The 17397-nt window shown below is 70.4% G+C and carries 17 protein-coding genes; 9 read left to right on the top strand and 8 right to left on the bottom strand.

What is annotated here, in order from left to right; genetic code table 11:
• Nucleotides 1-1554 carry a streptophobe family protein gene (locus tag NLX86_RS25080; RefSeq protein ID WP_254374045.1) on the bottom strand — a complete coding sequence of 518 codons (1554 nt, stop codon included), beginning with the start codon at nt 1552-1554 and terminating at the stop codon, nt 1-3.
• 234 nt (nt 1555-1788) lie between these two features.
• On the opposite strand from NLX86_RS25080, the gene NLX86_RS25075 reads away from it, so the two are divergent.
• Nucleotides 1789-4341, top strand: a complete 2553-nt coding sequence (locus NLX86_RS25075) for an FHA domain-containing protein (protein WP_254374044.1) — start codon at nt 1789-1791, stop codon at nt 4339-4341.
• 94 nt (nt 4342-4435) lie between these two features.
• On the opposite strand, the gene NLX86_RS25070 is transcribed toward NLX86_RS25075, so the two are convergent.
• The 3 genes from NLX86_RS25070 to NLX86_RS25060 form a co-directional block, all read right to left on the bottom strand.
• Nucleotides 4436-5197 carry a transglycosylase SLT domain-containing protein gene (locus tag NLX86_RS25070; protein WP_254374043.1) on the bottom strand — a complete coding sequence of 254 codons (762 nt, stop codon included), beginning with the start codon at nt 5195-5197 and terminating at the stop codon, nt 4436-4438.
• A 280-nt stretch (nt 5198-5477) separates the two neighbouring features.
• The gene (locus NLX86_RS25065; protein WP_254374042.1) at nt 5478-6572 is read right to left on the bottom strand and encodes an S-adenosylmethionine:tRNA ribosyltransferase-isomerase; all 1095 of its coding nucleotides are present in this window, start codon (nt 6570-6572) and stop codon (nt 5478-5480) included.
• Entirely contained in the window at nt 6569-7276 is a 708-nt protein-coding gene (locus tag NLX86_RS25060; RefSeq protein ID WP_254374041.1) for an SDR family oxidoreductase, read from the bottom strand. Before NLX86_RS25060 ends, NLX86_RS25065 begins: the two co-directional genes overlap by 4 nt.
• Nucleotides 7277-7456: 180 nt before the next feature.
• Between NLX86_RS25060 and NLX86_RS25055 the strand changes: the two genes are divergently transcribed.
• The 3 genes from NLX86_RS25055 (at nt 7457) to NLX86_RS25045 (ending at nt 9628) form a co-directional block, all read left to right on the top strand.
• Nucleotides 7457-8602: a GAF domain-containing sensor histidine kinase gene (locus NLX86_RS25055; RefSeq protein ID WP_254374040.1), complete on the top strand. Its 1146-nt coding sequence runs from the start codon at nt 7457-7459 to the stop codon at nt 8600-8602.
• Entirely contained in the window at nt 8595-9239 is a 645-nt protein-coding gene (locus NLX86_RS25050) for a response regulator transcription factor (protein WP_254374039.1), read from the top strand. Before NLX86_RS25055 ends, NLX86_RS25050 begins: the two co-directional genes overlap by 8 nt.
• 140 nt (nt 9240-9379) lie before the next feature.
• Nucleotides 9380-9628 (top strand): chaplin, encoded by a 249-nt coding sequence (locus tag NLX86_RS25045; RefSeq protein WP_254374038.1) that lies wholly within the window; start codon nt 9380-9382, stop codon nt 9626-9628.
• Between the two features lie 306 nt (nt 9629-9934).
• Here NLX86_RS25045 and NLX86_RS25040 read toward each other — a convergent pair whose 3' ends face one another.
• Nucleotides 9935-10729 (bottom strand): hypothetical protein, encoded by a 795-nt coding sequence (locus tag NLX86_RS25040; RefSeq protein WP_254374037.1) that lies wholly within the window; start codon nt 10727-10729, stop codon nt 9935-9937.
• Nucleotides 10730-10886: 157 nt separating this feature from the next.
• Between NLX86_RS25040 and NLX86_RS25035 the strand changes: the two genes are divergently transcribed.
• The 4 genes from NLX86_RS25035 (at nt 10887) to NLX86_RS25020 (ending at nt 14090) form a co-directional block, all read left to right on the top strand.
• The gene (locus tag NLX86_RS25035) at nt 10887-11678 is read left to right on the top strand and encodes an ABC transporter ATP-binding protein (RefSeq protein WP_254374036.1); all 792 of its coding nucleotides are present in this window, start codon (nt 10887-10889) and stop codon (nt 11676-11678) included.
• Nucleotides 11679-11753: 75 nt separating this feature from the next.
• Nucleotides 11754-12179, top strand: coding sequence for an NfeD family protein (locus tag NLX86_RS25030; RefSeq protein WP_254374035.1), 426 nt, complete (start codon nt 11754-11756; stop codon nt 12177-12179).
• 95 nt (nt 12180-12274) lie between these two features.
• Nucleotides 12275-13237 carry an SPFH domain-containing protein gene (locus NLX86_RS25025; protein ID WP_254374125.1) on the top strand — a complete coding sequence of 321 codons (963 nt, stop codon included), beginning with the start codon at nt 12275-12277 and terminating at the stop codon, nt 13235-13237.
• Nucleotides 13238-13322: 85 nt separating this feature from the next.
• On the top strand, nt 13323-14090 hold the full coding sequence (locus NLX86_RS25020) for a sulfite exporter TauE/SafE family protein (protein ID WP_254374034.1): 768 nt from the start codon (nt 13323-13325) through the stop codon (nt 14088-14090).
• A gap of 89 nt (nt 14091-14179) precedes the next feature.
• On the opposite strand, the gene NLX86_RS25015 is transcribed toward NLX86_RS25020, so the two are convergent.
• From NLX86_RS25015 to NLX86_RS25005, 3 genes are all read right to left on the bottom strand, one after another.
• On the bottom strand, nt 14180-14683 hold the full coding sequence (locus tag NLX86_RS25015; RefSeq protein ID WP_254374033.1) for an HNH endonuclease: 504 nt from the start codon (nt 14681-14683) through the stop codon (nt 14180-14182).
• A 191-nt stretch (nt 14684-14874) separates the two neighbouring features.
• Nucleotides 14875-15411 carry a YbhB/YbcL family Raf kinase inhibitor-like protein gene (locus NLX86_RS25010; protein WP_254374032.1) on the bottom strand — a complete coding sequence of 179 codons (537 nt, stop codon included), beginning with the start codon at nt 15409-15411 and terminating at the stop codon, nt 14875-14877.
• Nucleotides 15412-15460: 49 nt separating this feature from the next.
• A complete protein-coding gene (locus tag NLX86_RS25005) occupies nt 15461-16243 on the bottom strand; it encodes a sporulation protein (protein WP_254374031.1) in 783 nt (260 codons plus the stop codon).
• Between the two features lie 135 nt (nt 16244-16378).
• Between NLX86_RS25005 and NLX86_RS25000 the strand changes: the two genes are divergently transcribed.
• Nucleotides 16379-17020, top strand: a complete 642-nt coding sequence (locus NLX86_RS25000) for a DNA-3-methyladenine glycosylase (RefSeq protein ID WP_254374030.1) — start codon at nt 16379-16381, stop codon at nt 17018-17020.
• The last annotated feature ends 377 nt before the right edge of the window (nt 17021-17397 follow it).

Here is a 17397-nt window from a genome sequence, read left to right as displayed (position 1 = left end):
TCAGGGGCGGTCGGAGGGTGGGCCCGGCGGGGGAGGCGGGGGCAGGGGTGGGCCGGTGACCGTTGGTGCCCCGTACCAGGCGTCCGCCGACCGCAGGTACGGGTTCGTCTCGTCATGGGACGGCCGGTAGCCGGGCGACGGCGTGTACGGGCCCAGGTCCGGGTACGCACGGTCGCCCCGGGCAGGCGGCGCGACCCGCCCCCCGGCCGCCCCCGACGCGCAGGCGAGCACCGCACCCAGCCCCCCGGCCCCCGCCCCCCACACCGCACCGAGCAGCAGCGCCGTCCCCGCGCTCCCGTGCAGCTCGATTCCGGCGCCGAACGCGTCGACGCCGAGCACCGACAGCGAGGCACCGGCGGAAACACCCGTCAACCACACCAGCAGCGGCAGCGCCACCGCGGCCACCACCCCGAGCCGCAGCGCGCACCGCCCCGCGAACCCGGCCGCGCCCAGCCCCGCCGGCCTGGGCGTACGTACCGCCGTCAGCACGCCCGCGTACAGCATCAGCAGCGCCATCGCGACGGCGAGCAGCCAGACCCGGCCGTCGAGTTCGGCGAGCCGGCCCACCGTGACCGGCTGCTGCGCCGAGACCCGCAGCAGCTCGTCCAGCGGATCGGGCAGCAGCTTCGCCAGCTCGCCCGTGGCCGCGCCGTCCCACGGCACGAAGAGCCCGAGCGGGATAGCGAGCCACACCCCGTTCGGCGCGCCGAGCAGCGCGGCGCCCGCGATCCGCTGCGGGTTGTCGTCGCCGACGGCGGCGTACGCGGCCGCCGCCAGCCCGGCGAGGACCGCCACCAGCACCACACTCACCAGCGCCGACACGGCCGGTCGCACCACCCGGTGCAGCACCTCCCAGCCGCGCGGCAGCGGCGCGCGGCGGGACGCGAGCAGCGCGATGGCCAGGACCCCGAGCACCCAGCCGGCCCCGCCGGCCAGCGACTCCCCGGCGTTGACGGTGAAGCCCACCGAGGCCTCGGCCTGCACGAGATCGCCCAGCCGGTCCGGCAGCAGACCGCCGATGTCCCCGAGCCCGTCGGGGAGGCTGTCCGCTATGCCGTCCGGCAGCAGGCCGCCCCCGTCCGGCAGCTCACCCAGGCCGAGCGCACCGCCGTCGATGGTGATGACGTCGTGGCCCACCCACGCCAGCCCACCCACCATCGCCACGAACAGCGCGGCCACCGCCCCCACCCGGGCGGCGAGTTCGCCCCCGGAGATCACAACTCCCGTGCCCCGCAAGGACCTCAGGAAGATGAGCGCGAGCACCAGCGCCCCGACCAGCCCCACCCCCAGTGGCGCGATATCGATCGCGGTGTGCGCCTCCGCCCCTTCGAGGCCGAACGCGGACACATCGCCCGACGGGCTGACCGAACCCCCAACTGCCAGCGCCACCACGGCCGCGGCCATCGGACCCAGCGATCCGGCGGAGTCCGCGCCGAGCAGATGCAGCCCGAGCGCGGCAATGCAGGCCATCGCAATCAGCGCCCAGCTCACGGCGGCGACCGCGGCGACGACCACATCACCCCAGCGAATGCCCGCACTCTGCTTCGCACCCATGAGGACCCCCCGATCTCTGCTGGGTATGCCCCGGTTAGCCGCATTCGCGCATGATCCGTACGCACTCATGGGCGCTTACTACTCTCCGGGGGTGTTTCGGCGGAGTCAACGGCGCCCCGGTACGCGGTCTTCACACGGCCCGACTTTCAGTTTGGGGACCGGGCCTGAAATAGTTCCCCACGATGTTCACCATCCCTAGACTCCCTCTGATGGGGGTACCTCGGGGGACAACTAGTGGGGCATGGAGTGCCGGAACTCGTACTGGAATTGAACGGAAGGACCTGGACGCTCGATCCGTCCAGGTCGTACACCCTCGGACGCGATCCGCAGGGCGACATGGTCATCGACGACGCCAGGGTCTCCTGGCGGCACGCCACCATCAGCTGGGGCGGCCGGAGCTGGGTCATTGAGGACCACGGCAGCACCAACGGCACGTATGTACAGGGCCAGCGGATCCATCAGATGGAGATCGGCCCCGGCTCGGCCGTCCATCTCGGCAACGCCACCGACGGGCCGCGGCTGAGCCTGTCCGGTGCGGCGGCGGGGGCCTCCGTACCCACCGCGCAGAGCGCGGCGGCCCAACAGGCCCAGCAGGGCTGGGCGGGCCAGGGCCAGGCACAGGCCCAGGCACAAGCCCCTCAGCACCATGCCCCGCAGCAGGGCTGGCAGCAGACGCCGCAGCAGGCACAGGTCCCGCACCAGCAGGGCCCGGCCGACCAGTACGTCCAACAGGCCCCCGGACCCGGCGGCGTCGCGGGGGCCCCGCCGGTGTACGGAGACCGCAGCCCGACCACGTTCCACCAGCTGGCCCTCGGCCGGGTGATGCGCATCGGCCGTGCCCTCGAGAACGAGCTGGTCGTCTCCGACCTCCAGGTCTCGCGCCACCACGCCGAGTTCCGCGCGACGCCCGACGGCCGTTTCGAGATCCACGACCTCGGCAGCCACAACGGCACGTATGTCAACGGTCAGCCGCTCGCCAAGGCAGGCAGCGCGCTGCTGGGCCCGAACGACATCGTGGGCGTCGGCCACTCGACCTTCCGCCTGGTCGGCGACCGGCTCGAGGAGTTCGTCGACACCGGCGAGGTCTCCTTCTCCGCGCGCCATCTGACGGTGACGGTCGACGGCGGCAAGCAGATCCTCAAGGACGTCTCGTTCGGCGTTCCGGAGAAGTCGCTGATCGCGGTCATCGGCCCGTCCGGCTCCGGCAAGTCGACGCTGCTGAAGGCGCTCACCGGCTACCGCCCCGCCAACCAGGGCGATGTCCTCTACGACAACCGCAACCTGTACAAGCAGTTCGCCGAGCTGCGCCAGCGCATCGGTCTGGTCCCGCAGGACGACATCCTGCACAAGGAGCTGACCGTCCGCACCGCGCTCAAGTACGCGGCCAAGCTCCGCTTCCCCGGTGACACCGCCGAGGCCGAGCGCACCGCCCGTATCGACGAGGTACTGCGCGAACTCAAGCTCGACATCCACAAGGACAAGAAGATCACCTCGCTCTCGGGTGGTCAGCGCAAGCGCGTGTCCGTGGCCCTGGAGCTGCTCACCAAGCCGTCTCTGATCTTCCTGGACGAGCCGACCTCCGGCCTCGACCCGGGCATGGACCGCGATGTCATGCAGCTGCTCCGCGGCCTCGCGGACGACGGCCGTACGGTCCTGGTGGTCACCCACTCCGTCGCCGAGCTCGCCATCTGCGACAAGCTCCTGGTGATGGCGCCGGGCGGTTCGGTCGCCTACTTCGGCCCGCCGGAGGAAGCGCTCAACTTCTTCGGCTATACGACGTGGGCAGACGTCTTCTCGGCCTTCGAGAACTACCGCGACTACGACTGGTCGGGCCGCTGGCGCGGCTCGCAGCACTACCAGATGTACGCCGCGGACATCGACGCGGTTGCGCCGCAGTCCGTACACATGCCACCCGCGCAGCAGATGCGCCCGCCGAAGCCGCAGGGCTGGGGATCACAGCTGTTCACGCTGATCCGCCGCTATGTGTCGGTCATCGCCTCGGACAAGGGCTTCATGGCGCTGACGGTGCTCCTGCCGGCGGTCCTCGGCACGGTTGCCACACTCATCCCCGCCGACTACGGGCTCGGCTTCGGCCCGGGGTCGAACCGCACCAACGGCGACGGCGCCACCGTGCTGCTGATCCTCGCCGTGGGCGCCTGTTTCTCCGGCGCGGCCAACTCCGTACGAGAGTTGATCAAGGAGCGGGTCATCTACGAGCGCGAACGGGCCACCGGTCTGTCGCGTTCGGCGTATCTGATGTCCAAGGTCATCGTCCTCGGACTGATCACGGTAATCCAGGGTGCCATCATCGGCGGCATCGGCTTCGGGCTGAACGAGGCTCCCGACGAGGGCGTACTCCTCGGGGAAGCCACCAGGATCGAGCTCACGCTCCCGATCATGGCCCTCGGATTCACCTCGATGATGTTCGGTCTGATCATCTCCTCGCTGGTGAAGACCGCGGAGAAGACCATGCCGCTGCTGGTGATGTTCGCGATCGTCCAGGTCGTCTTCACCGGCTGCCTCTTCACGCTGCACGGTGCGCCCGGCGTCGACCAGCTCTCCTGGCTGATGCCCTCCCGCTGGGCGGTCGCCGCGGCGGGCACCACGGCCTCGCTGAACATCCTGTTCCCCAACCGCGACGACCCGACCAACACCGACCCGCTCTGGGACCACGAGCTGAGCCAGTGGCTCTTCGACATGGGTGTGCTGATCGGCATCGGCGTGATCTGCGGTGTCGTCGTGGCGCGCCTGCTGCGCCGCCACGAGCCCGAGGTCATGCGCAAGTAGCGGACCCGGACATGCCCGAAGGGCGGCACCCCCACACGGGGTGCCGCCCTTCTGCCGTTCTCAAGGTGTCCGGTCGAGCCGGTCTCGTGTCGGCTCAGTAGGCGCCGTTCACGTTGTCCATGGAGCCGTAACGGTCGGCCGCGTAGTTGCAGGCGGCGACGATGTTGGCGACCGGGTCGTACAGGTCCTTCTTGGTGCCCTTGACGTGGTAGGTGTCGAAGGTCGGCTGGATCACCTGGAGCAGGCCCTTGGAGGGGATGCCGTTGATGGCGTTGATGTCCCAGTTGTTGATGGCGCGCGGGTTACCGCTGGACTCGCGAATGATGTTGCGGTGGATCCCCTCGTACGAACCGGGGATGCCTTCCTTCTTCATGATGCTCATGGCCTCGCGAATCCAGCCGTCCAGGTTGTTGGCGTAGACGGGCTTGCGCGCGGCGGCACGGCTGGCGGCCTGCTCCTTGGCGCGCTTCTTCGCGGCGGCTTCGGCCTTCGCCTTGGCGGCGGCCTTCGCCTTCGCCTCGGCCAGTGCCTTCGCCTTGGCGGCGGCCTCGGCCTTGGCCTGGGCGGCGGCCTTGTCGGCGGCGGCCTTCGCGGCCTTCGCCTGCAGGTTCGCGGCGACGTGCTGCTTGGTCAGGTTCTTGTGCACCGTCTCGGCCTGCAGGCTGGTCTTCGCCGAGGTCCAGGCCACCGGGGCAGCGGCGGCGCTCAGCGCGGCGGGCTCCGTGTGGGCGGCGGACGCCGACGCCGGGACGAGCGTGAAACCGAGGGCAGCGGCGCTGACGGCGGCGACGCCGGCGATCGACAGCTTGTGCTTCTTGGTCAGACGACTCAGGCCGGAAATGCGGGACTCAGACATGCGGAACAACCTCTTCGAATAGCGGGGGCCGCAGGCAAACACCGCGGGTTCGAATCCGCGGCGCTGTGCGACGGCAGCCATTCTTAGCGGCAGCAAAATCCTGTGGCAAAGGTGTGACGTACGATCCCGCTTAGTGGATCAGGGGCTCCAGGAAAGTCCCGATCACCGGCCCCAACACCGCCCAAATCGCCTTTATCTCTCCACTACACAGCTTCGTAAGTGATCTGCGTCCTATGCGCGGGCTCACATCGCGCGAGCATCAGTCTCACCAAGAGTTGCGTCAGCAATTCGTACGGTGAGTGCCCGCATTCGGCAGGATGAGATGGACGTCGCCGAACTCGTGCCAGAGATAGAGATGGCGTACGGCCTCGGCATAACTGCGGCACACCGCCGCTCGGCCCGCGATCGCCTCGAGCATCAGCAGATGCGACGCCTCCGGCTCGTGCAGGCCGGTCAGCAGCCCGTCCACCGCACGGACCCCGCGCCCCGGTGTGATCACCAGATCCGTCCAGCCGCCCGCCGCCCGCACCACCCCGTCCGCGCCGGTCGCCGACTCCAGCGCCCGGACCGCCGTCGTCCCCACCGCGACCACCCGGCCTCCGCCCGCCCGCGCGGCATTGACCAGCCAAGCCGTGGCGGCGGACACCTCGAAGCGCTCCGGGTACGGCGGCTCGTGCGCCTCCGCGGACGCCACCCCCGCGTGCAGAGCGAGCGGAGCGAACTGCACCCCCCGGCGCACCAGCTCCGCGACCAGTTCCGGGGTGAAGGGCCGCCCGGCGCTCGGCATCTCCGCCGATGCCGAGGCGGCGCCGGCGCCGTCCCCGGAGGGCAGCGCGAACACCGTCTGGTACGCGGACAACGGCTGGTCCCGCTCCGTGTACGCGTACCGGATGGGCCGCCCGTACCGGTGCAGCAGAGCCGGCACGTCGCCGGTGGACACCCTGGCCCACCACAGCCGCGACCCTCCCCCGGGGGCCAGCGGCTCCTCCAGTACGAGATGCGCGCCCCCCGGTAGCCGCACCACGGCCCCCGCCGGGCCACCGGTCCGCGGCCCCGTGGTGCCCCGGCCGTCCGGCTCACGCAGCTCCACCGCCCAGCGCCCGTCGTCCGCCCGCGTCGAGAAGTGCACCACCAGGCGCTGCGGGCCCAGCCTGGCATTGACCGCGGCGGGCAGCGTGGCGGAGGTGTTCACCACAAGTACGTCACCGGCCCTCAGCTGCCCCGGCAGCTCCCGGAACGCGTGGTGCGACACCTCCGTCCCACGCGAGACCAGCATCCGTACCGCGTCCCGCCCGAGCCCCGGCCGGCGCTGCTCCACGGGCACCCGCGCCGACAGCGCCTCCGGCACCCGCAGCGCCTCGAACCCCGGCCTCACCGTCCCGCCCCCGTCTCCAGCAGCGCCGACGCCGTGTACCGCCCGCTGGGCGGCCGCTCGTCCAGCAGCCGCAGGAACGCGGGCGCCACCTCCTCGGGCAGCGGGACGCCCGCCAGGTCCTCGTCCGGTTCCGCCGCGGCCAGCATGGCCGTACGCATCCCACCCGGATCGACCCACCACACCCGCAGGCCCGGCTCCTCCACCGCGAGTACGGCCGACAGCTGGTCGACGGCCGCCTTCGTGGCCCCGTACGCGCCCCAGGTCGCGTACGCCTCCACCCCGGCGTCCGAGGTCACATTGACCACCGCCCCGCCCGGCGCCTGGCGCAGCAGCGGCAGAGCCTCCTGAAGCAGCCCCAGTGGGGCCACCACATTGGCCTCCAGCGCCGCCCGGAACCCGTCCAGCGGATGCCGGTCCAGCGGGACCAGCGGCTCGGCTCCCAGGATCCCGGCGTTGTTCACCAGCAGATCCGCCCCGCCCAGCTCCCGCGCCGCCGTCACCAGCTCCGCCCGGTGCCCGCCGGCCGTCACATCCCCCGCGAGCGCCACCACACGCGTCCCGTACTTCTCCAGCTCCCGCGCGGCCTCCTCCAGCGGCCCGGCCGTCCTGGCGCCCAGCACCAGGTCCCAGCCCCGCCCGGCCAGCGCCTCGGCGAGCGCGCGGCCCAGTCCCCGGGAAGCCCCCGTAATGATCGCCACAGCCATGACATCCGCCCCTCGTCGACACGTACGCCTTTCCTGGCCCCAACCTAGGAACCCCGTCCCCGCCCCCGCCTCAGCCGCCGGCCGCACCGTGCAAGGCCCTTTGCCCTAGGCCCTCCGGCCTAGGAGGCGGCCGCCCCCGGCCCGATACGGGAAGACAGAAGCCGCCGGTACGGTGAGCCCATGAGCCATGGCCCCCGCTCCGGCCTCTCCGCGGTGAGCACCGCGCTGCTCGCCATGAGCCGACATCTCGAGGTACGCGACGTCCTCAAGACGATCGTCGCCTCGGCCCGCGAACTGCTGGACGCCGAATACGCTGCCCTCGGCGTGCCCGACGACCACGGCGGCTTCGCCCAGTTCGTGGTGGACGGCGTCAGCGACGAACAGTGGAAGGCCATCGGCCCGCTGCCCCGCCAGCACGGCATCCTCGCGGCGATGCTCCACGACGCCACCCCGGAGCGCCTCGCCGACGTACGCGAGGACCCGCGCTTCGAGGGCTGGCCGTCCGCGCACCCCGACATGTCCGACTTCCTCGGCCTGCCCATCCGGGACGGCGACGAGGTCATGGGTGCGCTGTTCCTCGCCAACAAGCGCTGCCCCAAACCGGCCGGCGGCTGTGGCTTCACCCAGGACGACGAGGACGTGCTCGGCATCCTCGCCCAGCACGCGGCCATCGCCCTCACCAATGCCCGGCTGTACGAGCGCAGCCGCGAGCTCACCATCGCGGAGGAACGTTCCCGCCTGGCCCACGAACTGCACGACGCGGTGAGCCAGAAGCTCTTCTCACTGCGCCTGACCGCCCAGGCGGCGGCCGCCCTCGTCGACCGGGACCCCGCCCGCGCCAAGGGCGAACTCCAGCAGGTGGCGGCGCTGGCCGCCGAGGCGGCCGACGAGCTGCGCGCCGCTGTGGTCGAGCTGCGGCCCGCAGCCCTCGACGACGACGGCCTGGTCGCCACCCTCCGTACCCAGATCCAGGTCCTCGACCGCGCCCACACCGCCCACGTCACCTTCGACAGCGCCGGGGTACGCGCCCTGCCCGCCGCCCAGGAGGAGGCCCTGCTCCGGGTCTCCCAGGAGGCCCTGCACAACGCGCTGCGGCACTCCGGAGCCGGCAGGGTCGAGGTGACCCTCACCCGCCGCGACCACGGTGCGCTCCTCCGAATCTCCGACGACGGGCAGGGCTTCGACCCGAGGACCGTACGGCGGGCCGGACGCCATCTGGGCCTCGTCTCGATGCGGGACCGGGCGAGCGGCGTGGGCGGCAGCCTCACGGTGGAATCGGCGCCCGGCAAGGGCACCACGATCGAGATGGAGGTCCCCGGTGGCTGAGAAGACCATCAAGGTCCTACTGGTCGACGACCACCAGGTGGTCCGCCGTGGCCTGCGCACCTTCCTGGAGGTGCAGGACGACATCGAGGTCGTGGGCGAGGCGTCCGACGGCGCCGAGGGGGTCGCCCGCGCCGAGGAGCTGCGTCCCGACGTCGTGCTCATGGACATCAAGATGCCCGGCACCGACGGCATCGAGGCACTACGGAAGCTGCGCGAGCTGGCGAACCCGGCGCGGGTGCTGATCGTCACCAGCTTCACCGAGCAGCGCACGGTCGTTCCCGCCCTGCGCGCGGGCGCGTCGGGGTACGTCTACAAGGACGTCGACCCGGACGCGCTGGCGGGGGCCATCCGCTCGGTCCACGCCGGCCATGTACTCCTTCAGCCGGAGGTGGCGGGCGCGCTGCTGTCCCAGGAGGGGAGCAACGGCGGCACGGGCCGGGGTACCACCCTCACCGAGCGGGAACGCGAAGTGCTCGGCCTGATCGCCGACGGCCGCTCCAACCGGGAGATCGCCCGGGCCCTGGTCCTGTCCGAGAAGACCGTCAAGACCCACGTCTCGAACATCCTGATGAAACTGGACCTGTCCGACCGGACGCAGGCGGCGCTCTGGGCCGTACGGCATGGGGTTACGGGCTGAAGCGGACCGTCTTCTTCCGGACGAAGATTCATACTGTCGGGTGTATGTCCCCCACACGGCGCATCCTGATCGGCTCCCGGCCGTTCTCCATGGCGTGCTGCGGCGGCTGGCCGCAGCGATTAGCCAGGAGGATTTAAGAAGTGAAGAACCTCAAGAAGGCCGCTGCCATCACCATGATCGCGGGCGGCCTGGTCGCCGCCGGTGCGGGTGCTGCCTCCGCCACCGACGGTGGCGCCCACGCCCACGGCGAGGCCGTCCACTCGCCCGGCGTCGCCTCCGGCAACGTGGTACAGGCCCCGATCCACGTGCCGGTGAACGTGGTGGGCAACTCCGTGAACGTGATCGGCCTGCTCAACCCGGCCTTCGGCAACACGGGCACCAACAACTGACCAAGCAAGCCCAGCGCAGACCACCGGCCCCCCAGGCTCCCTGGGGGGCCGAGGCCGTAGGCGCCGGGCACACGGCAGCAGCGGAACGCGGGCCCCACGTCCCGCCCCCGCGGCCAGCGGGGCTGCCGACGGCGGCCGCCACCCGCGGGAAGCGTCCACTTCTCGCCCCCGCCGAACGGGCGGGCGGGTGGGAAAGCACCCGCGCGCAGCGCGGGGAAGCCACCCACCGGGCCGCACCGGGGAACCCGCCCCGCACGGGTCCGCACCCGCACGGGAACCCGCCCCGCACGGGGGAACCGCCGCGGGTCAGCGCACCCCCCGCTCCCGGTCCTCCACATACGCGTTGTACGCCGCCACCTGCGCCCGCCGCGCCACCCGCTCCACCGGACGCAACGCCTCCGCCCGCGCCGCGATCTCCGCCGCACTCACCGCCCCGCCGTGCCCGTTCTCGTACGCCACCGAGATCAGCAGCCCGACCCGCTGGGCAAGCTCCAACACCCGCACCGCCCGCGGCGGATACCCAGGAGCCAGCACCCCCCGGCCGGAGGACCGCCCCGCCCGCGCCCGGTACGCGTCGATCGCCGCCTCCGCCACCGGCCCCGACCCGGCCACGTCAAGCCGGGTCAGTACCTCCGTCGCGTCCCGCAGCGCCTCCGCGAGCTCCCGCTCCGCCTCCCAGAGCGAGGGCACGTCCGCCGGCGGAGCCTCCCGTACCGGCAGGCAGTGCCAGACGACCTCCACATGCAGATCGCCCTCGGGTCCCACCTCGTACACCTCCGGTACGAGCCCGAGCGCCGCACCCACCGCGACTACCGCCTCCTCCGCCTCCAGCGCCCGCGCGTTGAACTCCGGCGGCCCGCTGAGCCCCAGCGGATGCCCCGGCGCGGGCAGCGCCACCCGCAGGCCGGTCACCCCCAGCGCCCGCAGCCGCCCCAGGGCGAGCGTGAGTCCGACCGGTCCGGGCTCGCCGGGGAGCCCCTCGACCCGGTGCACGGCGTCCTCCCCGACGATGGAGAGCACGGCGTCATCCGGCGACACAGATCCGGCCAACAGGGCATTCCCCCATGCGGCCAGCCGTCCTGAACGTGGTTCCGAGAGCATGGACCCACCCTAAGGACTTGCGCGCGGCCGGACCCAGGCAGTGACCTAAGCACTGGCCTGACGAAGGGACGGCGCGAGACGTGGCGTAGGTTTTCCCCGGGGGCTGCGCCCACAGGCGCACGCGACATCCGAGACTGCAATGGGAGACAACGCGCTCATGAGCGATGTACTGGAGCTGGTGGACGTATCCGTGGTCCGCGAGGGCCGGGCTCTGGTGGACCAGGTCTCCTGGTCGGTCAAGGAGGGGGAGCGCTGGGTGATCCTCGGCCCCAACGGCGCCGGCAAGACCACCCTGCTCAATGTCGCGTCCAGCTACCTCTTCCCGTCCAGCGGCACCGCCATCATCCTCGGCGACCGGCTCGGCAAGGTGGACGTCTTCGAGCTGCGTCCGCGCATCGGCATGGCCGGCATCGCGATGGCCGACAAGCTGCCGAAGCGGCAGACCGTACTTCAGACAGTCCTCACCGCCGCCTACGGCATGACCGCCACCTGGCAGGAGAGCTACGAGGACGTCGACGAGCAGCGCGCCCGCGCCTTCCTCGACCGCCTCGGCATGACCGAGTACCTCGACCGGAAGTTCGGCACGCTCTCGGAGGGCGAGCGCAAGCGCACCCTCATCGCCCGCGCGCTGATGACCGACCCCGAACTGCTGCTCCTCGACGAGCCGGCCGCCGGCCTCGACCTCGGCGGCCGCGAGGACCTGGTCCGCCGCCTCGGCCGCCTGGCCCGCGACCCGTACGCCCCCTCGATGGCCATGGTCACGCACCACGTCGAGGAGATCGCCCCCGGCTTCACCCACGTCCTGATGATCCGTCAGGGCAAGGTCGTCGCCGCCGGACCGCTCGAACTCGAACTGACCTCCCGCAACCTCTCCCGCTGCTTCGGCCTGCCGCTCGTCGTCGAGCAGAACGGCGACCGCTGGACCGCGCAGGGACTTCCGCTCGGCTGACACCTGCCCGTAGCCGTCCGATGACCTCAACTCGCCCCCTGTCCCGACCGGGACCGGCGCACCTAACATGACCATGTGGAAATCGACGCATGGGTGTGGTGGCTGATCGCAGCTGTCGGACTGGGCATCCCGCTCGTCCTCACCGCGATGCCCGAGTTCGGCATGTTCTCCGCCGGGGCCGTAGCCGCCGCGGCCGTCGCGGGCCTCGGCAGCGGCATCGTGACCCAGGTGCTCGTCTTCGCGGCGGTGTCCGTCGCGCTGATCGCGGTCGTACGTCCGATCGCAAACCGGCACCGCGCCCGCCCCCAACATGCCACCGGCGTCGAGGCGTTGAAGGGCAGATCCGCCGTCGTACTGGAACGGGTCGACGGCAGCGGCGGCCGCATCAAGCTCGCCGGTGAGGTCTGGTCCGCACGCTCCCTCGACACGGACAGCAGCTTCGAACCGGGCCAGCAGGTCGATGTCGTCGAGATCGACGGCGCGACCGCAGTCGTCATGTGACCGAACGCCCCACGGCACGGCCCGAGTTCTGCGAAACTCGATCTTCGGGCCTTCTGGGTTCACTCTCTCGAAGCATGAAGGGCACGGGAAACACGATGCAGCCGATCATCATCGTCCTGGTCATTCTGGTGGTGCTGGTCTTCATCGCCCTGATCAAGACGATCCAGGTCATCCCGCAGGCCAGCGCCGCCATCGTCGAGCGCTTCGGGCGCTACACGCGCACCCTCAACGCGGGCCTGAACATCGTCGTCCCGTTCATCGACTCGATCCGCAACCGCATCGACCTGCGCGAACAGGTCGTCCCGTTCCCGCCCCAGCCGGTGATCACCCAGGACAACCTCGTCGTCAACATCGACACGGTCATCTACTACCAGGTGACCGACGCCCGCGCCGCGACCTACGAGGTCGCCAGCTATATCCAGGCGATCGAGCAGCTGACCGTCACCACGCTCCGCAACATCATCGGCGGCATGGACCTGGAACGGACCCTCACCTCCCGCGAGGAGATCAACGCGGCCCTGCGCGGAGTCCTCGACGAGGCCACCGGCAAGTGGGGCATCCGCGTCAACCGCGTCGAGCTCAAGGCGATCGAGCCGCCCACCTCCATCCAGGACTCGATGGAGAAGCAGATGCGCGCCGACCGCGACAAGCGCGCCGCGATCCTCACCGCGGAAGGCATCCGGCAGTCGGCCATCCTCACCGCCGAGGGCGAAAAGCAGTCCGTCATCCTCCGGGCCGAGGGTGAGGCCAAGGCGGCCGCCCTGCGCGCGGAGGGCGAGGCCCAGGCCATCCGTACTGTCTTCGAATCCATCCACGCCGGCGACGCGGACCAGAAGCTGCTCGCCTACCAGTACCTCCAGATGCTTCCCAAGATCGCCGAGGGCGACGCGAACAAGCTCTGGATCGTGCCCAGCGAGATCGGCGACGCGCTCAAGGGGCTCAGTGGAGCCATGGGCAACTTCGGGCCCATGGGCGGCGGCGGAGGCGGCGGTGGCGGCGCTACGATCGGCCGCCAGGCCACCGGCACCGAGCGCCGCGAACAACCCCCCATCGACTGACGACCAGGCACCCTTCATGCATGATCAGTGAGGCCCCTCGACCTTCATGGCGGGGAGGCATCTCACTGACGTGAAGGAGATGGCGTTGTCCATCTGGGAACTGCTCGCGGTGTTCGCGGCCGGCATCTGCGCCGGCACCATCAACACCATCGTCGGCTCCGGCACTCTGATCACCTTCCCGGTGCTCCTCGCCACCGGCCTGCCGCCGATCACCGCCAACGTCTCCAACTCCCTCGGCCTGGTGCCCGGTTCGATCAGCGGCGCCATCGGCTACCGCAAAGAACTGCGCGGCCAGTGGCCCCGCGTGCTCCGCCTCGGCATCACCGCCCTCATCGGCGGCCTGGCCGGCGCCATCCTGCTGCTCGCGCTCCCCTCGAACGCCTTCGACACGATCGTCCCCGTCCTGATCGCCCTCGCCCTGGTCCTCGTCATCGCACAGCCACGGCTCTCCCGGGCGATCCAGCGCCGCCGTGCCCGCAGGGAGGCGGACACCCACCCGCACGGCGGCCCCGTCCTCCACGCAGGGCTTCTGCTCTCCAGCGCGTACGGCGGCTACTTCGGCGCGGCGCAGGGCGTCCTCTACCTCTCCCTGATGGGCCTGCTGCTCGAGGACGACCTCCAGCGCATCAACGCCGTCAAGAACGTCCTCGGCGCGATCGTCAACGGCGTCGCCGCCGTCTTCTTCCTCTTCGTCGCCGAATTCGACTGGACCGCGGTCCTGCTGATCGCCGTCGGCTCGGCACTGGGCGGCCAGCTCGGCGCAAAGGTCGGCCGCCGCCTGCCACCGGCGGCGCTGCGCGCGGTGATCGTGGCGGTCGGCATCGTCGCGATCATCCAACTCGTGCTGAGGTGAAAACGACGAGGCCCGCCTCCAACGGAAGGCGGGCCTCACCCGTACGACTTCGTACTACGAGGAGTACGCGGACACGCGGACCACGCGGGCTATGCGGACTGCGCGAGCCACTCCGGCAGAGCCCCCCGGTCACCCGCACCGAGCGCCAGCAGCATCGCATCGGCGGGCGTCGGCACGAACGGCCTCCGGAGCAGCGGCATGCCCGCCTGCTCCGGAGTACGGTCCGCTTTGCGGTGATTGTCCTCCGCGCATGAAGCGACCGTGTTCAGCCAGGTGTCCTGACCGCCCTGAGCCCGCGGCACCACGTGGTCCACAGTCGAGGCCCGCCTCCCGCAGTACGCGCACCGGTGCTGGTCCCGTACCAGCACACCCCGCCTCGACCACGCAGCGTGTCTTCGAAACGGCACCCGTACGTACCGGCAGAGCCGGATCACCCGGGGCACCGGAAGATCGACGGCCGCGGCGCGCATACGGAGACCGGGGTGCGACTGCTCGACAACGGCCTTGTCCTGCAGGACAAGCACCACCGCGCGGTTGAGTGTCACCGTCGACAGCGGCTCGAAGCTCGCATTCAGTACCAGCGTGTCCCGCATATCGCCCACCTCCCGTGTGCCGGCCCCACCCCTGTTGGCGGGCTTGGGCTTGGATCAACTCTGGCCGGGCGCGCCGAGATGGACAACGCAATATCTCTGCCTCCCCGGGCCCGCCCCCCGGACCCCCGGCATAAAAATTGCCCTGCCCTGATCTCTCCAAGACCAGGGCAGGGCAAACAACCGACGAACGTTCACCTGCCGGCAGGCGACTCGTACTCGCCGATCAGCTGTGCGCGCGCGAGGCTGTGGAAGCGCAGATTGAAACCGACGGCCGCGGGCGAGGTGTCCTCGTCCGGACCCAGCTTCTGCTGATCCACGGCGTACACCGTGAACACATAGCGGTGCCGCTCGCCGCGCGGCGGCGCGGCCCCGCCGAAGTCCTTCGTCCCGTAGTCGTTCCGTGCATGGACCGCGCCGTCGGGCAGCCCCTCGAACTTCCCGCTCCCCGCACCCGCCGGCAGCTCGGTGACGGAAGCGGGGATGTCGAAGAGCACCCAGTGCCAGAACCCGCTGCCCGTGGGCGCATCGGGATCGAAGCAGGTCACGGCGAAGCTCTTCGTCCCCGCCGGGAACCCCTCCCACCGCAGCTGCGGCGAGACGTTTCCGCCCGACTTCGCCTGCGCGTGCCCCAGGCCGGCCCCCGGCGCAAGATCCTCGCTCACCACAGTGAACGACGGCACCGGCGGCAGGTGGTCATGGGGGAGCGGCGGCCTCTTGAGCTCGGACACGACGGAACCTCCTGATCGCGGGAATGGCTACAAACCGGAGCCTAGGTGCCTAGGCCCAGTTCCGCTTGCCACCCACAGCGGCGAGCCACTGGTTGAGGTAGGCGGCCCAGTCGGTGTCCTGGAAGGAGTTCAGCCCGACCTTGAACGCCCGGTACGAGTCGCTGCCCTCCGAGAAGAGCCCCGGCTTCTTGTCCATCTCCAGCACGACGTCCATCTCACGGTCGTCGGCGACGAAGGTGACCTCGACCTGGTTCAGCCCGCGGTACTGCTGCGGCGGCACGAACTCGATCTCCTGGTAGAAGGGGAGCCGCTGACGCGTACCGCGGATGTGCCCTCGCTCCATGTCCGCACTCCTGAAGCGGAAGCCCAGCTGCCCGAACGCGTCCAGGATCGCCTGCTGCGCCGGCAGCGGGTGCACATTGATCGGGTCCAGGTCACCCGCGTCGATCGCACGCGCGATCTCCAGCTCGGTCGTCACCCCGATGTTCATCCCGGGCAGCTGGTGCCCTGCCAAGCTCGTGACCGGCGTCTCCCACGGAATCTCCAGCCCGAACGGCACGACGTGCACCGCCCCCGCCTTCACCTCGACGGCACCACCAAGACGCTGCTTGGTGAACTCGATGTCCTGCTTGACCTCCTGGTCACCGCCCTCGACCTCGACACGCGCCTGCAGACCGACGGAGAGCCCCTCGATCTGCTGGTCCACCGACCCGCCCTGGATACGCACCTCGCCCTGGACGACACCACCGGGTACGACATTGGCCTCGGTCAGCACCGTCTCCACCGACGCGCCACCGGCACCCATGCTCGCAAGCAGCCTCTTGAAGCCCATGCGTCTCTCCCCATCACTCGATCCTGACCTCTACAAACGCGGAACCCACCCGCCCGGTTCCGCGCCCTCACCCTGGCAAACCGGGTGACCGCTGACCACCTACCCGTACGCACCGGTTCCAGTACGCTCGTACGGATGATCGCGAGCCCCGACCGTACGCCCCTCACCCACGACTTCTTCGACCGCCCGGTCCTTGAGGTCGCCCCCGATCTCCTCGGCCGCACCCTGGTGCGCACGACACCCGACGGCCCGATCGAACTCCGCATCACAGAGGTAGAGGCATACGACGGCCCCGGCGACCCCGGCTCCCACGCCTTCCGTGGCCGGACTCCGCGCAACGCGGTGATGTTCGGGCCCCCGGGCCACGCCTACGTCTACTTCACGTACGGCATGTGGCACTGCCTGAACATGGTGTGCGGGCCCGAGGGCACGGCGAGCGGTGTGCTGCTGCGCGCGGGCGAGGTGACACTCGGCCACGAACTGGCGCGCAAACGTCGACTCTCGGCCCGCAATGACAAGGAACTGGCCAAAGGCCCGGCGCGGCTCGCGACAGCCCTCGGCGTGGACCGCACCCTCGACGGAACGGACGTCTGCGCCGGCCCGGGCGCCCCGCTGTACATCCTCCGCGGTACCCCGGTACTCCCTGACCTGGTGAGGAGCGGCCCACGCACCGGGGTGGGCGGCGACGGAGCCCACCACCCCTGGCGCTTCTGGCTTTCTGACGACCCCACAGTCAGCCGCTACAGAGCCCACGTACCGAGGCGCCGGGCAACTTGACTCGGCTCCCGAGGACGCCTAACGTAGCCCAAGCCGCTTGAAACGGGCACTGCTGTCGGTACAGCCCATCGGGCCGGACCAGAGGCAACCCGAAGCAGCCAACCACTACCTAACGATTCACCCTGGCGGGGATGAATTCGGCATGCCTGAATTCTGACTCACCGGCTCGATTATGAGCAGCAAGGGAAATCCGCTAACGTAGTGAAAACGCCGAAAGGCAAAAGACCCTCCAAGGGCCACCGGAAACAGAATCCAAACCGGAAACGGCAAGGAAAATGATCTGGTAAGCTTGGAAACACAGAAGGGAAGCGCCCGGAGGGCCCCGTGAAAAGGGACCGAAGGAAGCGTCCGTTCCTTGAGAACTCAACAGCGTGCCA

The organism is Streptomyces sp. A3M-1-3 (assembly GCF_024213665.1).
Classification (GTDB): Bacteria; Actinomycetota; Actinomycetes; order Streptomycetales; family Streptomycetaceae; genus Streptomyces.
Note: the sequence above shows the minus strand (reverse complement) of the source record. Positions and strands in the feature narration are given on the sequence as shown.